This window comes from Bradyrhizobium sp. AZCC 2289 (genome assembly GCF_036924615.1).
Taxonomy (GTDB): Bacteria; Pseudomonadota; Alphaproteobacteria; order Rhizobiales; family Xanthobacteraceae; genus Bradyrhizobium.
Map to the genome: position 1 here is coordinate 2802135 of NZ_JAZHRY010000001.1, position 19234 is coordinate 2821368.

Here is a 19234-nt window from a genome sequence, read left to right on the forward strand (position 1 = left end):
GCGCGTGAAGGGCGACAATCGACTGGCCGGATCCGGGCTCCACGGCATCTCAAACGCGTGAACCGCAACTATCTCGTCCTGCTCAACGAGCGCCGTTACGCTCCAGCTTTTTTCAATGCCAATAGCGCTGCCCGTTCTTGCCCACGGTCCGTGGGCATAACAACGCACTCCGCCAAAAACAATAGACTGAAGTAATTCGACACAGCAATCATCAGAGAGGGACATCCGATGTATCCAGGTGTGCATGCCAAAATTCGAGCCGATCAGCCTGCGTTCATCATGGCGCAAACCGGCATAGCCGTAACGTACGCCGAGCTGGAACAACGCACCAACCGCCTTGCGCACTTTCTTCGCCGCCGCGGGCTCAAGCGCCTCGATCACTACGCCATCTTCATGGAGAACAACGACCGCTATGTCGAAAGCTGCGGCGCGGGCGAGCGTGCGGGGCTCTACTTCACCTGCGTCAACTCGTTTCTGACCGCAGGCGAGCTCGCTTACATCGTCAACAACAGCGAATCGAGAGTCCTAATTGTATCCGAAGAGACTCGCGCGACCGCCCTCACAGCAATCGGCCAGTGCCCGAAGGTCGAAGCCGTGCTGGTGGTGGACGGCTCGGGCGACGGCGAGCGCATCCTCAATCTCGACGAGGCCACCGCCGGTTTTCCCGCCACGCCGATTGCAGACGAGACAATTGGCACGGCCATGTCGTACTCGTCGGGGACAACGGGCAGGCCAAAAGGCATTCTCCGCCCATTGCCCGACCAGCCACCGTCGCAGCAACTACCACTCTTTGATTTTCTTCAAAAACTATGGCGCTACAGGGAGGGGCTCGTGTATCTGTCCCCCGCTCCGCTTTACCATGCGGCACCGCAGGCGTCCGTCAACCTCGCGATCCGCAACGGCGGCACCGCGATCATCATGGAGCGGTTCGATCCGGAGCACTATCTGCAATTGGTCGAGAAGTATAAGCCGACCCATAGCCAGCTCGTGCCGACGATGTTCTCGCGCATGCTGAAACTGCCCGAGGGCGCGCGATTGCGTTACGACCTGTCATCGCTCGAGGTAATAATCCACGCCGCTGCGCCTTGTCCGATCCAGGTGAAGGAGCAGATGATCGCATGGTGGGGACCGATCATTCATGAGTATTACGGTGCGACTGAGGGCCTCGGATTCGCGGCCTGCGACAGCGAGCAGTGGTTGGCGCATCGCGGCACGGTCGGCAAAGTTCTGCTCGGCGAACTGCACGTGCTGGACGACAACATGCAGCCCTGCCCGAAGGAAACGCCGGGCACACTCTGGTTCAAGACCGCGACTCCGTTCGAATATTTCAACGAAACGGCGAAGACCAAGGAGGCGCTATCGCAGGACGGCTCCATGAGCACGGTCGGCGATGTCGGCTATGTCGACGACGACGGATTTCTCTATCTGACCGATCGTGCTACTTTCATGATCGTTTCTGGCGGGGTCAATATCTATCCGCAAGAGTGCGAGAACCTGCTCATCACTCATCCCAAGGTCGCGGATGCTGCAGTATTTGGCGTTCCGAATGAGGATCTGGGCGAAGAGGTAAAGGCCGTGGTCCAAGTATTGCCCGGCATCAAGGCCAACTCCGATCTGGTAAACGAGCTGATGAACTTCTGCAGGGCGCATCTGTCGCACCAGAAGTGTCCGCGCTCGATCGATTTCGAGGCTGATCTCCCTCGTCTCCCTACCGGCAAGCTCTACAAGCGCGTGCTGCGTGACCGCTATTGGGGAGACAGAAGAACCCGGATCGTATGAGGAACAGGCCGCCAACCCCGCCAGCATGGAGAGGATGGAATGACTTTCGCGAGCACACGAGAAAAGCTGCCTCCCGGCGGGACGCCGAGCGTGCCTCTGGTTCGCTTCGAGCATCTGGGCAATATCGCCCGGATCATCCTGGCGCGGCCCGATGCCGGCAATGCGATCAACGCCACATTGATCGCGGACCTGGGCGCCGCCGTCGATGCTGTGCGGGCGGTCGAACCGCGATCGGTCCTCATCACCGCCGAAGGCGCGAATTTCTCCTTAGGCGGCGATCTCAAGCATCTGCATGCCGCCGCGAGCGATGTTGCCGCTGAACTCGGCCGAATGGCGCACGACTTTCACGTAACCCAGCTTCGCCTGATTGGCATCGGCGTCCCCATCATCGCCGCAGCTCGTGGTCATACCATAGGGGGAGGTTTTGGCCTCGCCCTCTCCTCCGATTATCTCCTCTGCTCGGAAAATGCCCGTTTCTCGACAGGCTACTCAAGGCTTGGACTGAGCGCCGATGCAGGCGTGAGCTATTTTCTGACCCGTGCGCTGGGTGTGCGCCGCGCCCGCACCCTCCTTATGGACGCCCGCTTCATGTCGGCCGACGAGGCTGTGCTTCTTGGCATCGCCGACCGCAAGGTTTCTGACGACCGGTTGGATACGGCCGCGCTTGATCTTGCGAGGGAACTCGCGGAAGGGCCGACCGCGGCTTATGCGGCCATTCGGCGGCTGACAGAAGCCGCCGCGACGAACAGCCTTGCGACGCATCTCGACGAGGAGACTCGAGAAATCGTGGCGCTCGCGGGCCGCGAGGATGTGAGGGCAGCCCTCTCGACCCCGCTCACACGCACCAAAGCTGTCTTCACCCGCTAGTAATCAGGATATCCATGCATGGCCCTTGACCCCCAATGCCTGTCCGGCCGCAACGCGGTCGTGGTGGGCGCATCGAGCGGCATCAACCTGGGTGTCGCCCACCGGCTGGGTTCGCTCGGCGCGCAGATCGCGATCGTCAGCCGCTCGCCGGACCGAATCGCGGCGGCGGCCGATGCCCTGCGCGCCGATGGTCTCGACGTGACCCATCATGCCGGCGACGTACGCGAGGCAACCGCCATGCAGGCGATCATGACCGAGATCGCCGACGCCAAGGGACCGATCGACATCGTTGTATCGGGTGCTGCGGGCAACTTCTTCGTGCCGGCGGCCAAGATGTCGGCCAATGCCTTCAAGACGGTCATCGACATAGACCTCATCGATACCTTCAATGTGCTCTCGGCCGCTTATCCTCACCTCAAGCGACCGGGAGCGGTGCTGGTCAACATCACAGCCCCCCAGGCCGAGCGCGCCATGCCGATGCAAGCCCATGCCTGCTCGGCCAAGGCCGGAATCGAGATGCTGACCCGCTGTCTGGCGCTCGAATGGGGCGTGGAAGGCATCAGGGTCAACGCAGTCTCGCCCGGTCCCATCGCCGACACCGAAGGCCTGGCGCGTCTCGCGACCGACGCTGAACTCGCAAAGCGCATTCGCGACGCCTTGGCGCTGCCGCGCTTCGGGCAGCTCATCGACATCGGTAATGCGGTGGCGTGGCTATGTAGCGAGGCGGCGAGCTTCGTAACCGGAACCACGATCAACTGTGATGGCGGCATGCGTCTCGGCAATCTCTATGCGCCCGGATGAGAGCCTGCAACAATTAAGGAGCAAAACTCATGGACCTGAAGAACAAGGTAGCGATCGTCACCGGCGGCGGATCGGGGCTCGGCGAGGCGACCGCCATCAAGCTCGCCGAGGGCGGCGCGAAGGTCGCCGTGCTCGATCTCAATGGCGATGCAGCGAACGCCGTAGCCGAGCGCATCGGCGGACGCGCGTTTGCAATCGACATCGCGGATGCTGTAGCCGGCGAGACGACGGTGGCAACGATCGCGTCGGACTTAGGACACCGTGCAGTCTCGTCAATTGCGCAGCGTCGGCACGCCAATGAAGATTCTCGGTAAAGATGGCCCTGTTTCGCTTGCGGCGTTAGAGAAGTTCTGGCAGGAGCCGTGCGGCTGATTCAGTGGTGGGCGGACGAGCTCGACCGGCTAAGGGAGCACGGTCGTGTCATTAAAATGAGTGCCAGAGGAAAAGCGCGTTCAAAGTGGGGTTGCTCCCTTAAGTCGCACGTCCATTAGTTCGACATGTTGGTGTCAAGGAGCGCCAGAAGTGAGCGCACCACTACTAGTCGCCGACGTCCGATCGTTGTCGTGACGATACACCCAGTTCCTATCAACTCGTAAAGCTTCGTGCGTCCCAAGCCGGTCACTTCGCATGCATCGTCAATCGTGCAGGTGAGCCGCTGGGTGAATGGCATCGTGCTCGGTTCGGCTTTCGGAGCAGATAGACCGACTTGTGACTGTTGTCCGCCAGTTTTCTCACGTCGATTGTATCTCACGTGGCCCTCCTATTCGCACAAAGCTCGACAGGACAAGGGTTGATTGTGCGACGAGCAACGTCAATGCGAACATCCGAGGGCGCTCGCGTACGACAGCGCAAGTTAGCGGCGGTTTGAATATTTCCGGACACCAAGGGGCGACGAGAAAATTTTTTGCGAATGCGCCAGCCACAGTGAGGCATCGCGCCGAGTGTGGTCTGCTAATGTCGGCAGTAAATTCCGCAAGCGCTCGCCGCTGTTCACCAGCGTCTTATTCAGCGAACGCGGCTGATGGCTACCTAAGTGCCTGAGTTTGCTGGCGCTCCCTAGGGGAGGGAGATTAGCCGGGTCCAAAGCTATTGTAAACCATTGCAATGAAAAGCATTTTACTGCCGCTAAGACTGCCGCTAAACACTGCCGCTAGCGACTGCCGCTAACGGACCCGCGCGAAGTCGCGGGAGATTTCATGACCCGCAAAATCGACTACCTGTTTCTCCGCAATGGTTCGCGCAACTGGTACGTCAGGTTGCAAGGCCCGGAGCGGGCGGAAAAGTCGCTCGGCACGTCGGACCGCGCCCAAGCCGAAATCCTAGCGTTGCCTTACATCCAAGAGCACAAGATGCGGCTGTTGGAGGCAAGGCCAGGTATCCAAGTCAGTTGGCGTCATCGGTTCGCGCCGGGGCAGGAACACATCACGCCAGACGGCGAGCGAATTGTTGCGGATGACCGCGAACTGATATTCCTCAATCACAATGGCGCTATCGTGCGGAAGGAACCGAATGGCGAGTTCGCAGTTGCGCTACCCCCGTTGCGTGAGCAAAAGGCAGTTGTGCGCCGCGAAGAGCAACGCCAGCGAACTGCAACGAGCGCGGACGATGCTCTAATCGAAACCTATTTGAAGCACAAAAACGTCACTGGCTATTACGAGCGCGAAGCCCGGGCGGTGTGGGCGCTCTACAAGCAACTCACCAATGGCAAGCCGTTGAAGGATGCCAGCAGGGATGACGGTCGCAAGCTCGTTGATTATTACGAGAAGCAGGATTTAAAGAGCGCGACCATTCAGAAAAAAGTCGGATGGCTGACGGCGGCGGTCAATCTGGCAATTGATGAGGCGACACTGAAATTCAATCCGTTTAGCAGCATCGTACCGGAACGCGACGATAAGCAACGGCGACTGCCGCTGAACGAAGCCGATATCCGGAACGTGAAGCAGAACCTTGACCAGCTTGACGAAGGCGACCAACTGCTATTCCGCGTGCTCGCGTCCACCGGCATGAGGTTGTCGGAAGCATTTGAGATCGACGGCGAAATGGAAGAGGGCGGACGCCGCTACGTCATCGTCGGTCGGAAAACACCGCAGTCGCTTCGCCGCGTTCCGCTTCCGGCCGCCGTGCTCCCGTTCCTCCCGCGCAAGATAGAGGGGCGGCTTTTCCCCGGCGACCCGCGCGCGGCGTCGAAACGCCTCAACAGGTTTTTGAACGGGGTAGGTATCGAAGACCGTCGCAAGGTCGTTCATTCACTGCGCCATCGGGCGCAGGACCGTCTGCGGGCGGCCGGTTGCCCCGAAGATTTGCGTTGGGCAATTCTAGGCCATGAACAGAAAACAGTAGCGGCGGGCTACGGCGAAGGCTTTCCCGTGCCCCTGCTCAAGCGGTGGATTGACAAGATTGGCTTTTGACGGGGGTGAAGTTGTGGCCGTTGAGGTAATATGTCGTTTGGAAGGGGAAGAAGGTTGCGACACGCATCACCATGGGGCCGAGAACTTCATCGCGGATATAGAAGTAGTCGTGTGTGAAGCGGCTGCGCTGGCGGGCGAGGATGCGGTGGTTTGGATCCTTGGTGGGATACTTCGGCACGCTGACCCGGAAGGTCGGGCCCTGTTCCATACTCTTGAAGATGAAATAAACGCCATAGGCGTTCCTCTTTGTCATTCGGCGTAGCCAGGGGAGCACATAGTCTTCCTTGCGCACCCCCTTTTCGGCCCACTCGATCGGGATATTATGATTGCGGGCGAAGGCCTCGACCCAGTTCTGGTAGTCGGCCGTTCGCTGGCTCAAGATCTCTTTGCTGACCACAGGAATGCCAACGACCTTTCGGAAAAAGTGCACTACCTGTTCGGGCCGTGACAGCCCACTGAGGTAGCCGTGAATGACAATGCGGTCGAAGCAATGGTAAACGAACAGCAGCAAGTCGCCGAACAATTTGGTGAAAAGTTCCATGGCTAACACCGGCATCAAGCGTGGACCGGGCAAGCGCATGGTGGACGGCAAGAGCTTTCGTCTCGCCGATGAGGTCCGTTACATTCAGCGTCGGGCAGCCGACCACACCGGACGCGTGATCAGCATCGGTCAGCTCATCCTGTTCTCGAGCAAATCTGGCGATGCGTGGCTGCTTGACCCTTCCGACCAACTCGCTGCACGACTGGCCCGGGATGGAGACCCCGAACCGATCCACATCGACGAGACTGATACCACCTTCGCGATCGGTTGGAAGGGACACTATCGCATCGACGGACCGGCATTCATCTACGTTGATCGCGACACAGGCCGAACAAGCACCATCCTCGGATATCCGACGCATCAATTGACGAACATCGGTTGACGCTAAAAATTTCAAATATTTTTGGTTAGGTTTCCGACAGGGACAGGCAGCCAGGGCTGGCGCGTTCACCGAACCAAAGATTGTGGACGGACCGAATGATCCAATCACGATCTAATGTCCGCGCACGCAGGAACGATGAATTCAAAGATGGCACCACGCGGCACATTCGCGGTCGCCCACAACCGGCCGCCGTGAGTTTCGATGATCGAACGGCAGATCGACAGCCCCAGCCCCAAACCGCTGGGCTTCGTCGTGTAGAAGGCGTCGAAAAGGCGCTCGAGAGTCGCCGGCGCCAGTCCGGGACCCGAATCTCGCACGCCCACGAGTACGCCGCCCGGCTCCGCCTTCCGACTGGTGATGAACAGCTCTCGCGTCCCGTCGCTTACGCTGCTCATTGACTCGACGGCATTCATGATCAAATTGAGGATAACCTGTTGCAGTTGCACCCGATCACCTTCGATGACCGGCAAGCCGTGCGCGAGGTCCGTCTGCACCGAGACGTCATTCTTCACCGCTTCGCCCCGGGTGAGCTCAATCACCCCGCGGATCGCCTCGTTGATGTCCAAGCGCTCGTTCCGGGGCGGCGCTTTTTTGATGAGAGTGCGGATCCGGTCGATGACTTCACCAGCGCGAACGCCGCTTTCTACGATAAGATTAAGTGCCTGCAGAGCCTCTTCTAGATTTGGCGGTTTGGCGCGGAGCCAGGACAAGCCAGCTTGAGCGTAAGTGATCGCCGCTCCAATCGGCTGATTGATTTCATGGGCAATGGAGGCCGCGAGCTGACCCATCGTGGCGACGCGGTTCGCGCGCGCTAGCTGCAATTGCACCTCGCGTGCCGCTGCCTCCGCCCGCTTGCGCTCAGTCAGATCGAGCACAAACGTGACCCCCTCGTATCGGGCTTCGTCAAACGCTGCCGCGCCAATCAGCACGGGTACGCGGCTGCCGTCCTTGCGCAAATACTCCTTTTCATAGGCTTGAGCCGCCCCCGTTGTGTCTATCTGCTCTAGCGCGCCAGCGGTACTGTCGAGCCATTGCGGCGGCGTCAAGTCGGTCCAGCGTACACGGCCGGCGGCGAGATCCTCTCGGTCGTACCCCACCATCTTGAGAAACGCATCGTTGGCCTCCACAATGTCTCCATCCCGTCTGGAGATGAAGATGCCAATGATGTTGGCATCGACTAAACGCCGAATCTTGGCTTCGCGTTCGGCGAGATCGCGGTACAGTCGGGCGTTCTCTAGCGCGATCGCCGCCTGCGAGGCGAGCAGCTTCACCACGGCGATCCGCGCCGCCGCGAAGACGCGGGTGGTCAGGTTGTTCTCGAGGTAAAGCGCTCCGATGAGCCTGGCCTGGGCTATCAAAGGAAGGCAGAGAATGGATCGCGCTTGGAACTGACGGATGTAGGGGTCGGCGGCGAACGGTGGCTCGGTGGCCGCGTCGTCGAGAATGGCGCTTTCCCGAGTGCGCAAGACATGGTGCAGGACCGACGATGGCAGCTCCGTTGCGGTCACCGTCTGGTCCCGCAATTGGACGACGACCGAGTCGCCGCGCGTTGCGGCTTCTGCCCGTATGTGCGGCTCAGTTTCTGTTGATAAGATCAACAGGCCCCGCTCGGCACCCGCCTGTGCGATTGCGGTGCGCATGATCATATCGAGCAATTTCTCGAGCACGATCTCGCCGGAGACAGCCTGCAAGACCTTAATCACTGTGCCGAGATCGAGCTGTTCGACCGACGCCGCGATGGTGCTCGTCGGAGCGGTAGCGCGTTCTTCTTCCCGGAGGTGCGGATACATCTCTTCGAGTTGCCGCACTTTACCATTGGCTCCCCACCGCAAGTAATAATAGCGGGCCTTGCGCAAGTAGAGATGCGCGATGTCCTCGAACCCGCGCGCCGCGTAAAAACGTCCGGCGAGTTCGTAAGCGAGTGCCTGATTGTGAATAAAGCCGTTGGCGCGGGCCGAGCGGATGGCATGTTCGTACAGCCTCGTCGCGTCAACATCACGGGCTTCAATGCCAGCAATTTCGGCGCCGACCAGCGCGGCGCGGTTCTCGAAATTTTCCAGGCAATTCTCCGCCCACATCTCGAGCTGCTTGTGGTGAGCGGTCAGAGCCTCGAAGTGCTGCTGTTTCTCATCCGCAGACGCGGAAAGCCAGGATGCCGCGTGAGAAAGTGCGCCATAAAAGTGAAACTCCGCCGTTTCGAATTGTGATGGTGATATCCAAAGTAGCCGCTTCGCCCTCAACGCGGCGTCAAGGGCTGAAGCATACTCTCCGGCAAAAAAGCGGGCTTGCAATTTCCGGATCGAATACCAACAGTCAACTTCTGCCAGAGCCGCGTTGTTTGCCAGATGGCACTCGAATCGAAGCTCGTCAAATTCCTCATTGTTGAGGGATCCAAATTTCCAATTTAACCCGCGAAGCGTCCGGATCAGTCCGAGCTGCGCGGCTATCTTGCCAACGACGAAGCCAAATCTAATCTTCCGCGCAAACTCGAGACCATTCTCAGCTTCAGTTTGCACCTCCACGAGCGGATCGCCTGCCGCGAGAAGGTTTGTGATCAGGTGGTTGCGACTGAAAGCGGCAAACGTGAGGTCACCCATTTCGTTGGCAGCATCGAAAGCGCGGCGTACCAAATCACGACCAGCCTGAACGTGTCGCGTCCATGGGAGGACGATATCTCCGAAAGACATGTAGGTTCGAGCTTGAAAACGCTTAAATCCGTGTTTCTCAACCAGGTCATAGCCGAGCCGGCCGAATCGGGCTGCGGCGTTGTAGTTGCCGAAGCGCGGCCCGGCGATGATAGCAAACCTTACATAAGCGAAGCACGCACTGCCGCTATTGCCATGTTCGAGACTGAGATTAACCATGTGGCAAATGACGAGCGACGACAAGTTCTCATCGCAAAAATGCGCCGGTGAGACGAGTTCGGCCAGAACCTCAAGGGTGTCGAGAACGTCCGAGTTGGTCATCAAGGGCAAGTCGATGAGTTCCTCGATTTGCCGATTTCCAAGCTGAGACCAGATTCGGTTATATTCACGCAATACTTCGTCTCTGGTCGGGTGCGGCGACCAATTAGTGCCGCCGCGTCGCAGGTATTCAAGACATACCTTGACACCGCGGTCGCTCTGATCCGAAGTAGTGTACAACGTTAGACGCAAGCGGGTGACGAGAGCCAAATCGTGGCCCCCTATGGCACGTTGCGCCAGCGTCGAAAGCCGATTTTCCGCCGCCGTTATGTTTGCAGTCAGTAGTTCGCACTCGGCCATAAGATGTTCGAGACAGAAGATGAGCTCATAGTTGTAATGCCAGCTCTCTTCGGTCAACAGCGCCCGGCCAGCTGTGAGGTAACGAAGCGCCGAGTCATATGCAGTCGAGATCTTCGCACGCCTGCCGGCGACTAAATTCAGTTCTGCGATTCGGTTACGTTCCTCAACCGATGTGATGAGGTGAGAGCCGCGGTTCAGTTGATTGACGATCTCGAAGATTGCCTCTTCCCGCTTCTCGGGAGGGATGTGCGCCGCGAGCAGCCTCCCGATCCGGAGATGCACCGCGGGACGCAACGCTTCCGGAATCAGCGAATAGGCCGCTTCCTGAACACGGTCGTGGATAAACTTGTAGAACCCGTTAAGGCGCTCGACCAACTCAAGGCGGACCGCTGCCGATAGAGCCGCGTGGACTAGCACATCCGAGCCTCCGAGAATGATCGAAAGCGTCCTGACCTCAGCGAGGTTACCGAAATAGGCCAGCTGCTGTAGCGCTTTCTGGGTTTCGGCTGGTAGTCGCGCCAGTTTCCCAACCATCAAGTCTACCACATTATCGGTGTAACCTTTGGCGTGAATGCGATCGAGCTGCCAGGACCACCGCGCAGTATCATGGTCGAAACTGAGCATTCCCTCTTCAGCTAGGGCAGAAATGAACTGAATCGCGAAGAAAGGATTGCCACCGGTCTTCTCGTGCACCAGCTGCGCGAGCGGCGCGGAGCGCTCCAACTCGCAGCGAAGAGCGTCCGCGATCAACTGCCCGAGATGCTCTCGGACGAGGGGCGCGAGCGTGATCTCCGCTACCTTTCCGCCGGCGGTCTTGATGGCGTAGAGCCTGCGCATCAGCGGATGCGCAGCAGTGACTTCGTTGTCGCGATAGGCGCCGATCAGCATCAGGTGCTGCAGATCCGATCGGGTCAGCAGATCCTCGAGCAAATCCAGCGTGGCTGCGTCGAGCCATTGCAGATCGTCGAGGAACAGCGCAAGGGGATGTTCCGCACGCGCGAACACGCCGATAAGCCGACGGAATACCAATTGGAAGCGGCGCTGCGCATCCTGTGGCGGAAGTTCAGGGACGAGAGGCTGCTCTCCGATAATAAGCTTCAGCTCCGGGACGAGGTCGATCATGAGTCGTCCGTTCGGGCCCAGCGCCAGCAGAAGTTCGGCGCGCCAGCGCGCGAGCTCTGCCTCGCTCTGGCCGAGAAGCGAGCGGATCAGGCCTTGAAAGGCTTGCGCGAGCGTCGCATAGGGGACATCGCGCTTGTACTGGTCGAACTTGCCGGAAGCGAATAGTCCGCGCGGTGGCACCAGCGCCTTGTGCAGCTCGTTGACAACTGAGGATTTGCCGATGCCGGAATATCCCGACACCAGCACGAGCTCCGGCGCGCCGCTTTGAACGATGCGCTCGAAAGCGGCGAGCAAAGTTTTTACCTCGCGCGCTCTCCCATAGAGCTTCTCCGGGATCAGCAGTCGGTCCGGTATGTCGTCTTGCCCAAGCAGGAAGTCGTCGATGCGCCCCTGACGCTCCCAATCGGCGAGACAGCGGCGCAGATCGCCCTCGACGCCTGCGGCCGTTTGGTAGCGCTCCTCGGCGGCCTTGGCGAGCAACTTCATGATGATATTGGAGATCGCGTCCGGGACATCCTTCAGCCGTTTGCTCGGCGCCATCGGCTGCCGCGCGGTGTGGCAGTGGACCCATTCCATGGGATCGGCCGCCGTGAAGGGAAACGCGCCCGTGAGCATCTGGTAAAGACAGATGCCGAGCGCGTAGAGATCGCTGCGGGAATCGACCGAGCGGTTCATCCGGCCGGTCTGTTCGGGCGCCATATAAGCGAGCGTGCCCGCGATGAACTCGGGCGGCGCCGGTGCTTGCCGCTCGCGTTGAAGGCGGGACGCAATGCCGAATCCCGTAAGCTTGACCGCTCCGGTCGCGTGGTTCACGAGGATATTAGCCGGCTTGATGTCCTTGTGGACGAGGCCGCGCTGGTGGAGCCTGCCCAACGCCACAGCAATGCTGATCGCAAGATGCAAAAAACGTCCCACGTCCATCGGTGTGGCTAGTCGCAGGTCGAGCGGCTCGCCGCCGGTATCCTCGAGTACCAATATGGTCCGACCGGCTTCGCAGACGAGCTCGAGCGGTCGTGCTGACCATGTCCCGTCCAGGTCGTCCTTCAATCCATATTCGTGAGTAAGGCGATCGAGAGTGGCAGGCGACGGATGCTCGGCGGCGGGCGACACCGCCAGCACGGTGCTGCGGCTTCCGTCGGCGCCGAGGTGCCATCCTCGGCAGAAGACACGGTCCCCGTCCTGCCACAGGACCTGGAACCCGTCATCTCCCTCAGTGCTGAAGCGAGAAGCTAGTTTCAACTGCAGGCCTCCGCCATTAAGCCGAGCGGGCCGCTATCAGGCTGACAACTTACTACGTCCATCTAGCCCAGCCGAGCAAAAGTTTGCCATAACCAGGCAGTCTGGCGACCGTCTGTTACTGTGAAGATGCTATGGGGCGAGCGGCGAGGGGTATGGCACCTTCGGCGCGGTTCATGTCCGGACGTTGGAGCGGGCATGGGAATCAGCGGGAAGCCATTAGTAAATGGACCTCTGCTATCCTTGGAAGAGCGGATCGACCTTCAACGAATCCCACCACTGCTGTCGGCGGCCGTCGGGTATTGAAACCACCCTGAGTGTGGGTCAGGAAAAGTCCGGCGATTTCAACGAAGTTCAATCGCAGGTCTGATTGCTTGCAGCACTCGGAATACCGTCGAGTTTCCGAGCCGCAGCCGCAAAGCTCGTTATCCTGGCACTCGCTCTGCCGGTAATACGCTTGCACCCGCGGGTCTGCGCCGAAGAAACTGTATTGCTTTCCCGGCCATCGGCCGAAAACTTCCAGGTGAAGATGGCGCAGCGTCCAGACGCTGTAGAGGTCCAGCAGTGTCCTGAGATCCCCGCCCTCGGACCATGCCCCATCATCCGGTGAGAAGGCGCAGATCGAACCATCTCGGAAGTTGGTGTGGCGTGGCCCTATCCACGCAGTTTCGGCACCGGTGGTCCAGAAACCCCAAGCACGGGGCCCAAGGCCTGACCGGTACGGAAGGGCTACGAGAAACGTGGCCTCGCGCACTAAGCCCGAAATGATCGAGCTTCGTGCGAGAAGCCAAATTCCGTCATCGTCAGGGAAGGCCTGGGACGTGGGGTACGCCTCGGCAAGGCGTGTTACCTGGCCTTCGTAGGCATCACGGAGCAAGTCGCCGCCGATCCGTGATGCGGCACCGGCCGACCATGATCTCCGTGCCCCCTGTCGTCGGGCGGCCCCTTCCCGTGATCGCGATGCTGATCCTCTTTTTCCTTTTCCTTCATTGCCGTTCTCCTTAGCTGGTTTTGCTCTCGGGGACTCTTGACCTAGGGCCACCAAGCCCTGGTTGCGCACTACAAGTGGCCGGTGTTCGTCCAAGGCAGCGCCGACCTGCTGCAACACGGCCCGAGTCTCCGCCGCCAAGGTGGCTTCCCCTGGAATCAGAAATGTGCGAGTCTGTGTCACCCGCACACTCTGCGCCGCAGGTGCCGGTGTGTCAAGGCGTGTCATTCGCACGGAAGAAGATGCCCACATTCGAAGAAAGGCTCATCAGAGCCGTCAAAATGAAACGCGAGGCCGAGGGCCTCAGCATCCGCGCCCTGTCGGAAGCCGTAGGCGTAAGTTTCTCGACGCTGGCGCGTATTGAACGCGGAGAAGGACAACCGGATAACAATTCAAAGATCCGGCTGCTGCAGTGGCTTGGTACAGATGCCGAGGATGCCGGGCTCAGCTTTGAGAACCTCGCGCTAGTGCATTTCAGGGCGGGGAAAAACGTCCAGTCCTCGACCGTGCGCACGCTATTGAAGGCGGCCGACTGCATACGGCAATCGATGGGAGCCCAGGGCCGCCGGAAAGGTCAGCGCGATATGAATGATAAGTCGGCTGCCGCGGCCGTTTCGCTATCGAAGGAAGAACTCGAAAAGACTGCAGAGAGGTTCAGAGCGGATCTAGGCCTGGCGCACGATGAGCCGCTGGACAGTCTTCGGATCGAGGTTGAAGGCGTACAGATGATTCCGGTCGGGAAGACAAACTGCTTGGACGCCCAAACCGTAAGGCAGCTTCGGAGGGACGCTGGCAGCGAATGGTCCGCGATGAGTGTGCCGCTGGATGCCGAGGACGAGACTTGGGCCGTTCTCTTGAACGACAGCCACACCGTCGAACGCCAACGGGTGACCGTGCTGGAAGAGTTGTGGCACATCCTGCTCGGCCACAAGCTCACGAGGATCGCCCGGGTGGCTGAGGCTTACGGCAGAACCTACGACGAGAAGGAAGAGCACGACGCTTACTATCTTGCCTCGGCAAGCCTCTTGCCTAAGGCCGCTATGATCGATGCCGTCAGCAAGAATCGCTCGTCAGAGCAAATAGCGCGGGTGTTCGGCACGTCGTCTGAGTTGGTTGATTATCGAATCAAACGGCTTGGCCTCTGGCGGGAGCACGTTGGCAAGCAGATCAGGCTGTCGCGTGATTGAAAGCTAGGCTCCCGGGGGTCATTACCGGGCCGATTGACGCCGTAGGCGATCAAGCGGCCACTAAATCCGATTGCAATCGGTTGATGAGCACGAAGCAGCCGCGGGCGGGCCGGGTAAACTTTCTCCGGCATCCTGCTGGGAAGCGTGCCTAGACGGGGCCACCGGCTATGCCGACTTCCGGTACCTTGTCATCCAGATGAATGATCCAAACAAGGGCACTTCCGATTTGTAAACCCCGCGAGGCGACCGAATTGACGACTTCCAACAGCACCCGGATCGCCGCCGAAATCGGCCGCAAGAATGCGCGCCGCGCGTAGCGCCTGCGCCTGAGATATCGGCCCATCGCTGATCCTCACCCAACCGTGGAAATTTGCGGGGCTCGATTCAATCAAGATGGCCAGCGGGAGTCCGGCCTTCTCCAGTCGTTGAACCGCCTCCTTTGATAGATCGTCAATCAGAACCAAAGGTTCGACGCATCCATCATTGCGCGCGGCCGGACGTACAAAAATATCGTGATCCAGAAGGTTCATCCGCTTGAGCCACTTGACCGTCTTCGGATCGGCCAATTGTGCCTGCGAGAACGACCGAATCCGATTTGCAGGGAGGTCTTTTCGATGCTTGGGGGCAACACTCCGATCTCTACACGGTCACATCCGAACGCCCTTACCTGGCGAAGCACTTGCTCGATTGTGGGATCTCCGTGCATCTCGACACCGGCGAGGTCCGCAATTTTGCGTAGGCTCGAAAAGGAGTTCACCATCGGCGGACTCGGCGACGAGTTGCCGGTTGTCCCTGTCGCAAACCTATTGGCTGGCGGTTGACCGAGAATCGGGCGATGCTGATCTGTAATGAGAGATCTTGTCAGGCTCATTGTCTGGGCTGTTGTCGATCTGTTTCGGTCGCGGGTAGCGATCGAGGCAGAGATTTTAGCGTTGCGGCAGCAGATCATTGTTCTGCGACGAACCGCCCCCAAGAAACAAACCTTCTGTGCCATCGACCGATTGGTGTTCGTTGGTCTCTATCGCGTCTTCCCTCGCGTTCTTGATGCGCTTGCGATTGTTAGGCCCGGGACCGTAATCAAATGGTACCGTGCCGGCTTCCGTTTGTACTGGCGCTGGAAGTCGCGACCTCGCGGTGGCCGGCCAACAGTTTCGCTGGAAATGCGCAGACTGATCCACGAGATGAGCATCGCCAACCCACTGTGGGGAGCGCCACGGATCCATGGAGAGCTGCTGAAGCTCGACATCGCGATCGGACAGACGAGCGTGGCTAAATATATGGCCAAGCGAAGAGGTCCGCCGTCCCAAGGCTGGAAGACGTTCCTCCGCAATCATGCCGACGGCATCGCCGCGATGGATCTGTTCGTCGTGCCGACAATCTCGTTTCGTCTGCTCTATGGACTGCTGATCGTGGGGCACGGCCGACGACAGATCGTATGGCTCGGCGTCACAGCGCATCCGACCGCAGAATGGATTGCAAATCAGATTACGGAAGCTTTCGGCTGGGAACGTGCTCCCCACTATTTGATCCGCGATCGCGATCGGGCCTATGGCAATGTCTTCATCCGACGACTTCGATCGATGGGCATTCGCGACCGACCAACGTCGCCACGCTCCCCGTGGCAAAATGGATATGCCGAACGGCTGGTCGGTTCGATCCGACGGGAATGCCTTGACCACGTTGTTGTGTTCGGAGAGCGGCACCTCCGTCACGTACTGCTGTCTTACCTGAAATATTACAATCCTGTTTCATAACACCCATCCGTCTACGCGATTGAAGAGAAGAGGTTTTGCCGATCTGGATGCGATCCCGTGGGGTGATTGGGGTTCTGCCTCGCGCGATGAACGATGCGCTGAGCGGCCGGTTCGCCGAGGGTTGATCGGCGGAAGAGCCACGGACCATCCGGCAGGGGATGCCCCGCTTCGATTTCGCCCGCTTCGGCGGCGAGCCTGAGCGTCTTCGGTGCAATTCCGAGCAAACCCGCCGCCTTGTTCAGATTGAGCCATGGCTCGTTCCCATCCGGCACCGGTCGAAAGACCGGGATCTTATGATGCGACCTGAGCGCGGTGACCCGCTCCCGTGTCCAGCGATTGCCGTGGCCGGTCACCAGGCCGTTCCGGTTGAGGATGCCGGCAATCAGATCATCATTGGCGATGAGAACCAGCTGGCGGATGGCGGCGAGCATGTCGGCGGAGATGCTGTTGCGCTGTCCGCGGCGACGCCTCGGCAGGCGCAGTTCGGTATGAACGCCGCCCATCCAATGGATCAGGAGAACGATCTCTGACGCTTCGTCATCGATATCGGCGACCACCTCGTGGATGACGGTGCGCACGATTCGCTTCTTGAGCCTCGCGTCGGTCGGCGGCGCCGACCAGACAGCCTTGAGATCAGCGGCCAGCGCGGCGACGTGTCCTGGCGAGCGTGATGGTTCCGATGTCGAGGCATCATGCGCGGCAATCCTGGTCTCGATCTCGCCTACACGTGTGAGCGCGCTGTTCCATCGCAACTCCAGTTCCGCCGCGATCAGCCGGTTCTGCGGATCGATGGCGTCATACTGTCGGAATGCCCGATCGGCGCGGTAGCGCGCCGCCTCGAGGTCGCGCGCCAGCGCATCACGAACCTGATCGCGGCGGCTGGCCGCTTGGGCTTCGGCCTCGACGGCCGCAGCTATCGCTGCCGGTTCGACAACCCGCAGAAGAGCTTCCTCGACGGCGTCGTCGACACGCAATCCTCCGAATGCGATGCAGCGTGGCTCGCCATTGTCGAGCGAACCCCGCCAACAGGAATAGCGCGGAATGTTATGCTTGGCGCCGGTGTAGCGGACCGTCAGCTTGCGTCCGCAACGCCGGCAGCGGACAAGGCCGGCGAGCAAAGCGTCGCCGTGCTTCGGCGCTCCGTGATGTCGGCCTGTGGGCAAGTTGTCGCTCACCATCTTGCGGATCGCCTCCGACCGCTCCCAGCTGACGTAACCCTCATGGACGCCTGGGATCAGCGCCAGCCATTCGGCTCGCGCCTTACGACGGCTCCTGGGTCGGATCACGCCTGCGGCTGCATCATATCCTGTCGCGACACGACTCTTACCATAGGCGTAGGCGCCGCCGTAGATCGGGTTCTCGATCATCCGGTGGATGGTGGTATAGTGCGGCCTGCGCCAGACCACGTCACCATTATGGCGCTTGGCGGGCAAGTCCAGCCCATGCTCGATGAACCAGAGCAGGGCTTGCCGGACACTGCCGAGTTCGGCCACCTTGTCGAAGACGAGGATGATGGCCTCCTGGACACGGCGATCGGGATCCTTCTCGAGCCTGTCGCCGACCTTCACGAAGCCGACCGGGGCAGCGACGATGAGTTCGCCGCGCCGGGCCTTCTCATAGCGGGCCGACAGCGAACGCTGGCGCAGAAGATCGAGCTCGTACTCGTTGAGGCTGCCCTTCAATCCCAGCAACAGCCGGTCGTTGCCCTGACGCGGCGCATAGACCGTCTCCTGATCGATCAGCACGGTATCGACGACGCGGCACATCTCGATCAGCTGCTGCCAGTCACGGCTGTTGCGGGCGAAACGCGAGACTTCCCGCGCCGCGACCGCACCGACCTTGCCCAGGCAGACCTCGGCCACCATTCGATCAAAGCCGGCGCGCGCGACGCCGCCTGCCGCCGAGCGCCCGAGATCGTCATCGACCGTTTCGATGCGAGACCAGCCCAGCGCCGTCAGACGATCGCGCATCGCATATTGCAAGGCGCTGCTCTCGCGATTGTGGAGAACCTGATGGGCGGAGGACTGCCGTACATACAGGATCGCCTTGCGCTCCAGATGATGCGGCCTGATCTTCTCAGACATCATGACGCATCTCCTCCCTTTGCCGGAGGTCGCCGTCGGCGTGGCCGAAGATCAGGCGGACCATCAGCTTCGTCAGCGTATGGCGCGTCTCGGCGGGCAACGCCTGCCATTGCGGCGTCTGCGCCGCGGCGGTGGGCGGATCGCAGAACAGATCGAACTGACGTGCATTGCTGTGAGGATGGCGGTGAGCGGTAGGCGGGCGCGGCATGGACATCTCCCCGATTCGCGTCGTGAGAGCCCAATGCTGCGCTGGAATTCCGCAATTGCGATGGTGCGCCCGAAACCGACGTCACATCCTGCAGCAGCGTTGCCAAGGCGGTGAGCACCGCAAGCTCAACATAGGGAGTGGCGCCAACACGCCAGGTCGCGCGAGCCGCCCGATCGAACATCCAGGCCGGAATCTCCAGCCATCGCGCAGATGCCCGACCAGAGAGGCTGCAACGGAAAACCTCTCTGCCAGCCTTCTCAACCACCTCATGAATATGGACCAGGCAGCCGGCCCAAGGATGCCACGGATAAAGAAGCTCGTACTCCGCGATCCCGTGGGCGTTCCGTCGTCGTGTTGTACAATGAGGTACGCACGCATCTATCCTTGAAGAAGGACGCGCCGGTTTCGCGCGCCGTCGAACGGGCCGGAAGCATTCTTTGTCGCCCAGTTCTCGGCGGGTTACACCACCAATATGTTCGGATTTGATTTACGACAGTGACAGGGGAGAATACACATTGGATAGGTGATCAGCGCCTTGGCTTGCGGACGCAACCGCCGAGGGAGAAGCCCAGCAGGTCGACTTTGGTGAAGTCGAGTAGGTTGATGAAGGTGAC

General features: G+C 60.0%; 13 protein-coding genes. 8 read left to right on the forward strand and 5 right to left on the reverse strand.

The genetic code is table 11. The features are described from left to right. Positions 1 to 228 precede the first annotated feature (228 nt). The 5 genes from V1289_RS13585 to V1289_RS13605 all read left to right on the forward strand — a co-directional run bounded on the left by V1289_RS13585 (position 229) and on the right by V1289_RS13605 (position 5855). Positions 229 to 1779: an AMP-binding protein gene (locus V1289_RS13585; protein ID WP_334397421.1), complete on the forward strand. Its 1551-nt coding sequence runs from the start codon at positions 229 to 231 to the stop codon at positions 1777 to 1779. A gap of 39 nt (positions 1780 to 1818) precedes the next feature. Continuing rightward, complete coding sequence (locus tag V1289_RS13590) at positions 1819 to 2646, forward strand: enoyl-CoA hydratase/isomerase family protein (protein ID WP_334397422.1); 828 nt, start codon at positions 1819 to 1821, stop codon at positions 2644 to 2646. 18 nt (positions 2647 to 2664) lie between these two features. Beyond that, positions 2665 to 3447, forward strand: a complete 783-nt coding sequence (locus tag V1289_RS13595) for an SDR family oxidoreductase (RefSeq protein WP_334397423.1) — start codon at positions 2665 to 2667, stop codon at positions 3445 to 3447. Positions 3448 to 3476: 29 nt separating this feature from the next. Further along, positions 3477 to 3761, forward strand: a complete 285-nt coding sequence (locus tag V1289_RS13600) for an SDR family NAD(P)-dependent oxidoreductase (protein WP_334397424.1) — start codon at positions 3477 to 3479, stop codon at positions 3759 to 3761. An 882-nt stretch (positions 3762 to 4643) separates the two neighbouring features. Beyond that, the gene (locus V1289_RS13605; protein ID WP_334397425.1) at positions 4644 to 5855 is read left to right on the forward strand and encodes a site-specific integrase; all 1212 of its coding nucleotides are present in this window, start codon (positions 4644 to 4646) and stop codon (positions 5853 to 5855) included. Here V1289_RS13605 and V1289_RS13610 read toward each other — a convergent pair. Beyond that, positions 5824 to 6396: a hypothetical protein gene (locus V1289_RS13610; protein WP_334397426.1), complete on the reverse strand. Its 573-nt coding sequence runs from the start codon at positions 6394 to 6396 to the stop codon at positions 5824 to 5826. The genes V1289_RS13605 and V1289_RS13610 overlap by 32 nt on opposite strands. Between V1289_RS13610 and V1289_RS13615 the strand changes: the two genes are divergently transcribed. Then, on the forward strand, positions 6395 to 6778 hold the full coding sequence (locus V1289_RS13615; RefSeq protein ID WP_074274408.1) for a hypothetical protein: 384 nt from the start codon (positions 6395 to 6397) through the stop codon (positions 6776 to 6778). The two genes, V1289_RS13610 and V1289_RS13615, sit on opposite strands and share 2 nt — an antisense overlap. A 104-nt stretch (positions 6779 to 6882) precedes the next feature. Here the strand turns inward: V1289_RS13615 and V1289_RS13620 are convergent, their stop codons facing one another. Beyond that, positions 6883 to 12402, reverse strand: coding sequence for a trifunctional serine/threonine-protein kinase/ATP-binding protein/sensor histidine kinase (locus tag V1289_RS13620; protein ID WP_334397427.1), 5520 nt, complete (start codon positions 12400 to 12402; stop codon positions 6883 to 6885). 1266 nt (positions 12403 to 13668) lie between these two features. Here V1289_RS13620 and V1289_RS13625 point away from each other — a divergent pair. Then, positions 13669 to 14574 carry an XRE family transcriptional regulator gene (locus V1289_RS13625; RefSeq protein WP_334397428.1) on the forward strand — a complete coding sequence of 302 codons (906 nt, stop codon included), beginning with the start codon at positions 13669 to 13671 and terminating at the stop codon, positions 14572 to 14574. 188 nt (positions 14575 to 14762) lie between these two features. Here V1289_RS13625 and V1289_RS13630 read toward each other — a convergent pair whose 3' ends face one another. After that, positions 14763 to 15140 carry a DNA-primase RepB domain-containing protein gene (locus V1289_RS13630; protein ID WP_334397429.1) on the reverse strand — a complete coding sequence of 126 codons (378 nt, stop codon included), beginning with the start codon at positions 15138 to 15140 and terminating at the stop codon, positions 14763 to 14765. Positions 15141 to 15506: 366 nt separating this feature from the next. On the opposite strand from V1289_RS13630, the gene V1289_RS13635 reads away from it, so the two are divergent. Further along, complete coding sequence (locus V1289_RS13635) at positions 15507 to 16328, forward strand: integrase core domain-containing protein (protein ID WP_334397430.1); 822 nt, start codon at positions 15507 to 15509, stop codon at positions 16326 to 16328. Between the two features lie 11 nt (positions 16329 to 16339). On the opposite strand, the gene V1289_RS13640 is transcribed toward V1289_RS13635, so the two are convergent. Together V1289_RS13640 and V1289_RS13645 are read right to left on the reverse strand one after the other, a co-directional pair. Further along, complete coding sequence (locus V1289_RS13640) at positions 16340 to 18415, reverse strand: recombinase family protein (RefSeq protein ID WP_334396560.1); 2076 nt, start codon at positions 18413 to 18415, stop codon at positions 16340 to 16342. Further along, a complete protein-coding gene (locus V1289_RS13645) occupies positions 18405 to 18620 on the reverse strand; it encodes a hypothetical protein (protein ID WP_334396559.1) in 216 nt (71 codons plus the stop codon). The genes V1289_RS13640 and V1289_RS13645 overlap by 11 nt, the downstream gene beginning before the upstream one ends. Between the last annotated feature and the right edge of the window lie 614 nt (positions 18621 to 19234).

Excerpts from the sequence above, each read along its gene's own strand:
- V1289_RS13585 (WP_334397421.1), top strand. The coding sequence starts at position 229 with ATGTATCCAGGTGTGCATGCCAAAATTCGAGCCGATCAGCCTGCGTTC.
- V1289_RS13590 (WP_334397422.1), top strand. The coding sequence starts at position 1,819 with ATGACTTTCGCGAGCACACGAGAAAAGCTGCCTCCCGGCGGGACGCCG.
- V1289_RS13595 (WP_334397423.1), top strand. The coding sequence starts at position 2,665 with ATGGCCCTTGACCCCCAATGCCTGTCCGGCCGCAACGCGGTCGTGGTG.
- V1289_RS13600 (WP_334397424.1), top strand. The coding sequence starts at position 3,477 with ATGGACCTGAAGAACAAGGTAGCGATCGTCACCGGCGGCGGATCGGGG.
- V1289_RS13605 (WP_334397425.1), top strand. The coding sequence starts at position 4,644 with ATGACCCGCAAAATCGACTACCTGTTTCTCCGCAATGGTTCGCGCAAC.
- V1289_RS13615 (WP_074274408.1), top strand. The coding sequence starts at position 6,395 with ATGGCTAACACCGGCATCAAGCGTGGACCGGGCAAGCGCATGGTGGAC.
- V1289_RS13610 (WP_334397426.1), bottom strand. The coding sequence starts at position 6,396 with ATGGAACTTTTCACCAAATTGTTCGGCGACTTGCTGCTGTTCGTTTAC.
- V1289_RS13625 (WP_334397428.1), top strand. The coding sequence starts at position 13,669 with ATGAAACGCGAGGCCGAGGGCCTCAGCATCCGCGCCCTGTCGGAAGCC.
- V1289_RS13640 (WP_334396560.1), bottom strand. The coding sequence starts at position 18,415 with ATGATGTCTGAGAAGATCAGGCCGCATCATCTGGAGCGCAAGGCGATC.
- V1289_RS13645 (WP_334396559.1), bottom strand. The coding sequence starts at position 18,620 with ATGCCGCGCCCGCCTACCGCTCACCGCCATCCTCACAGCAATGCACGT.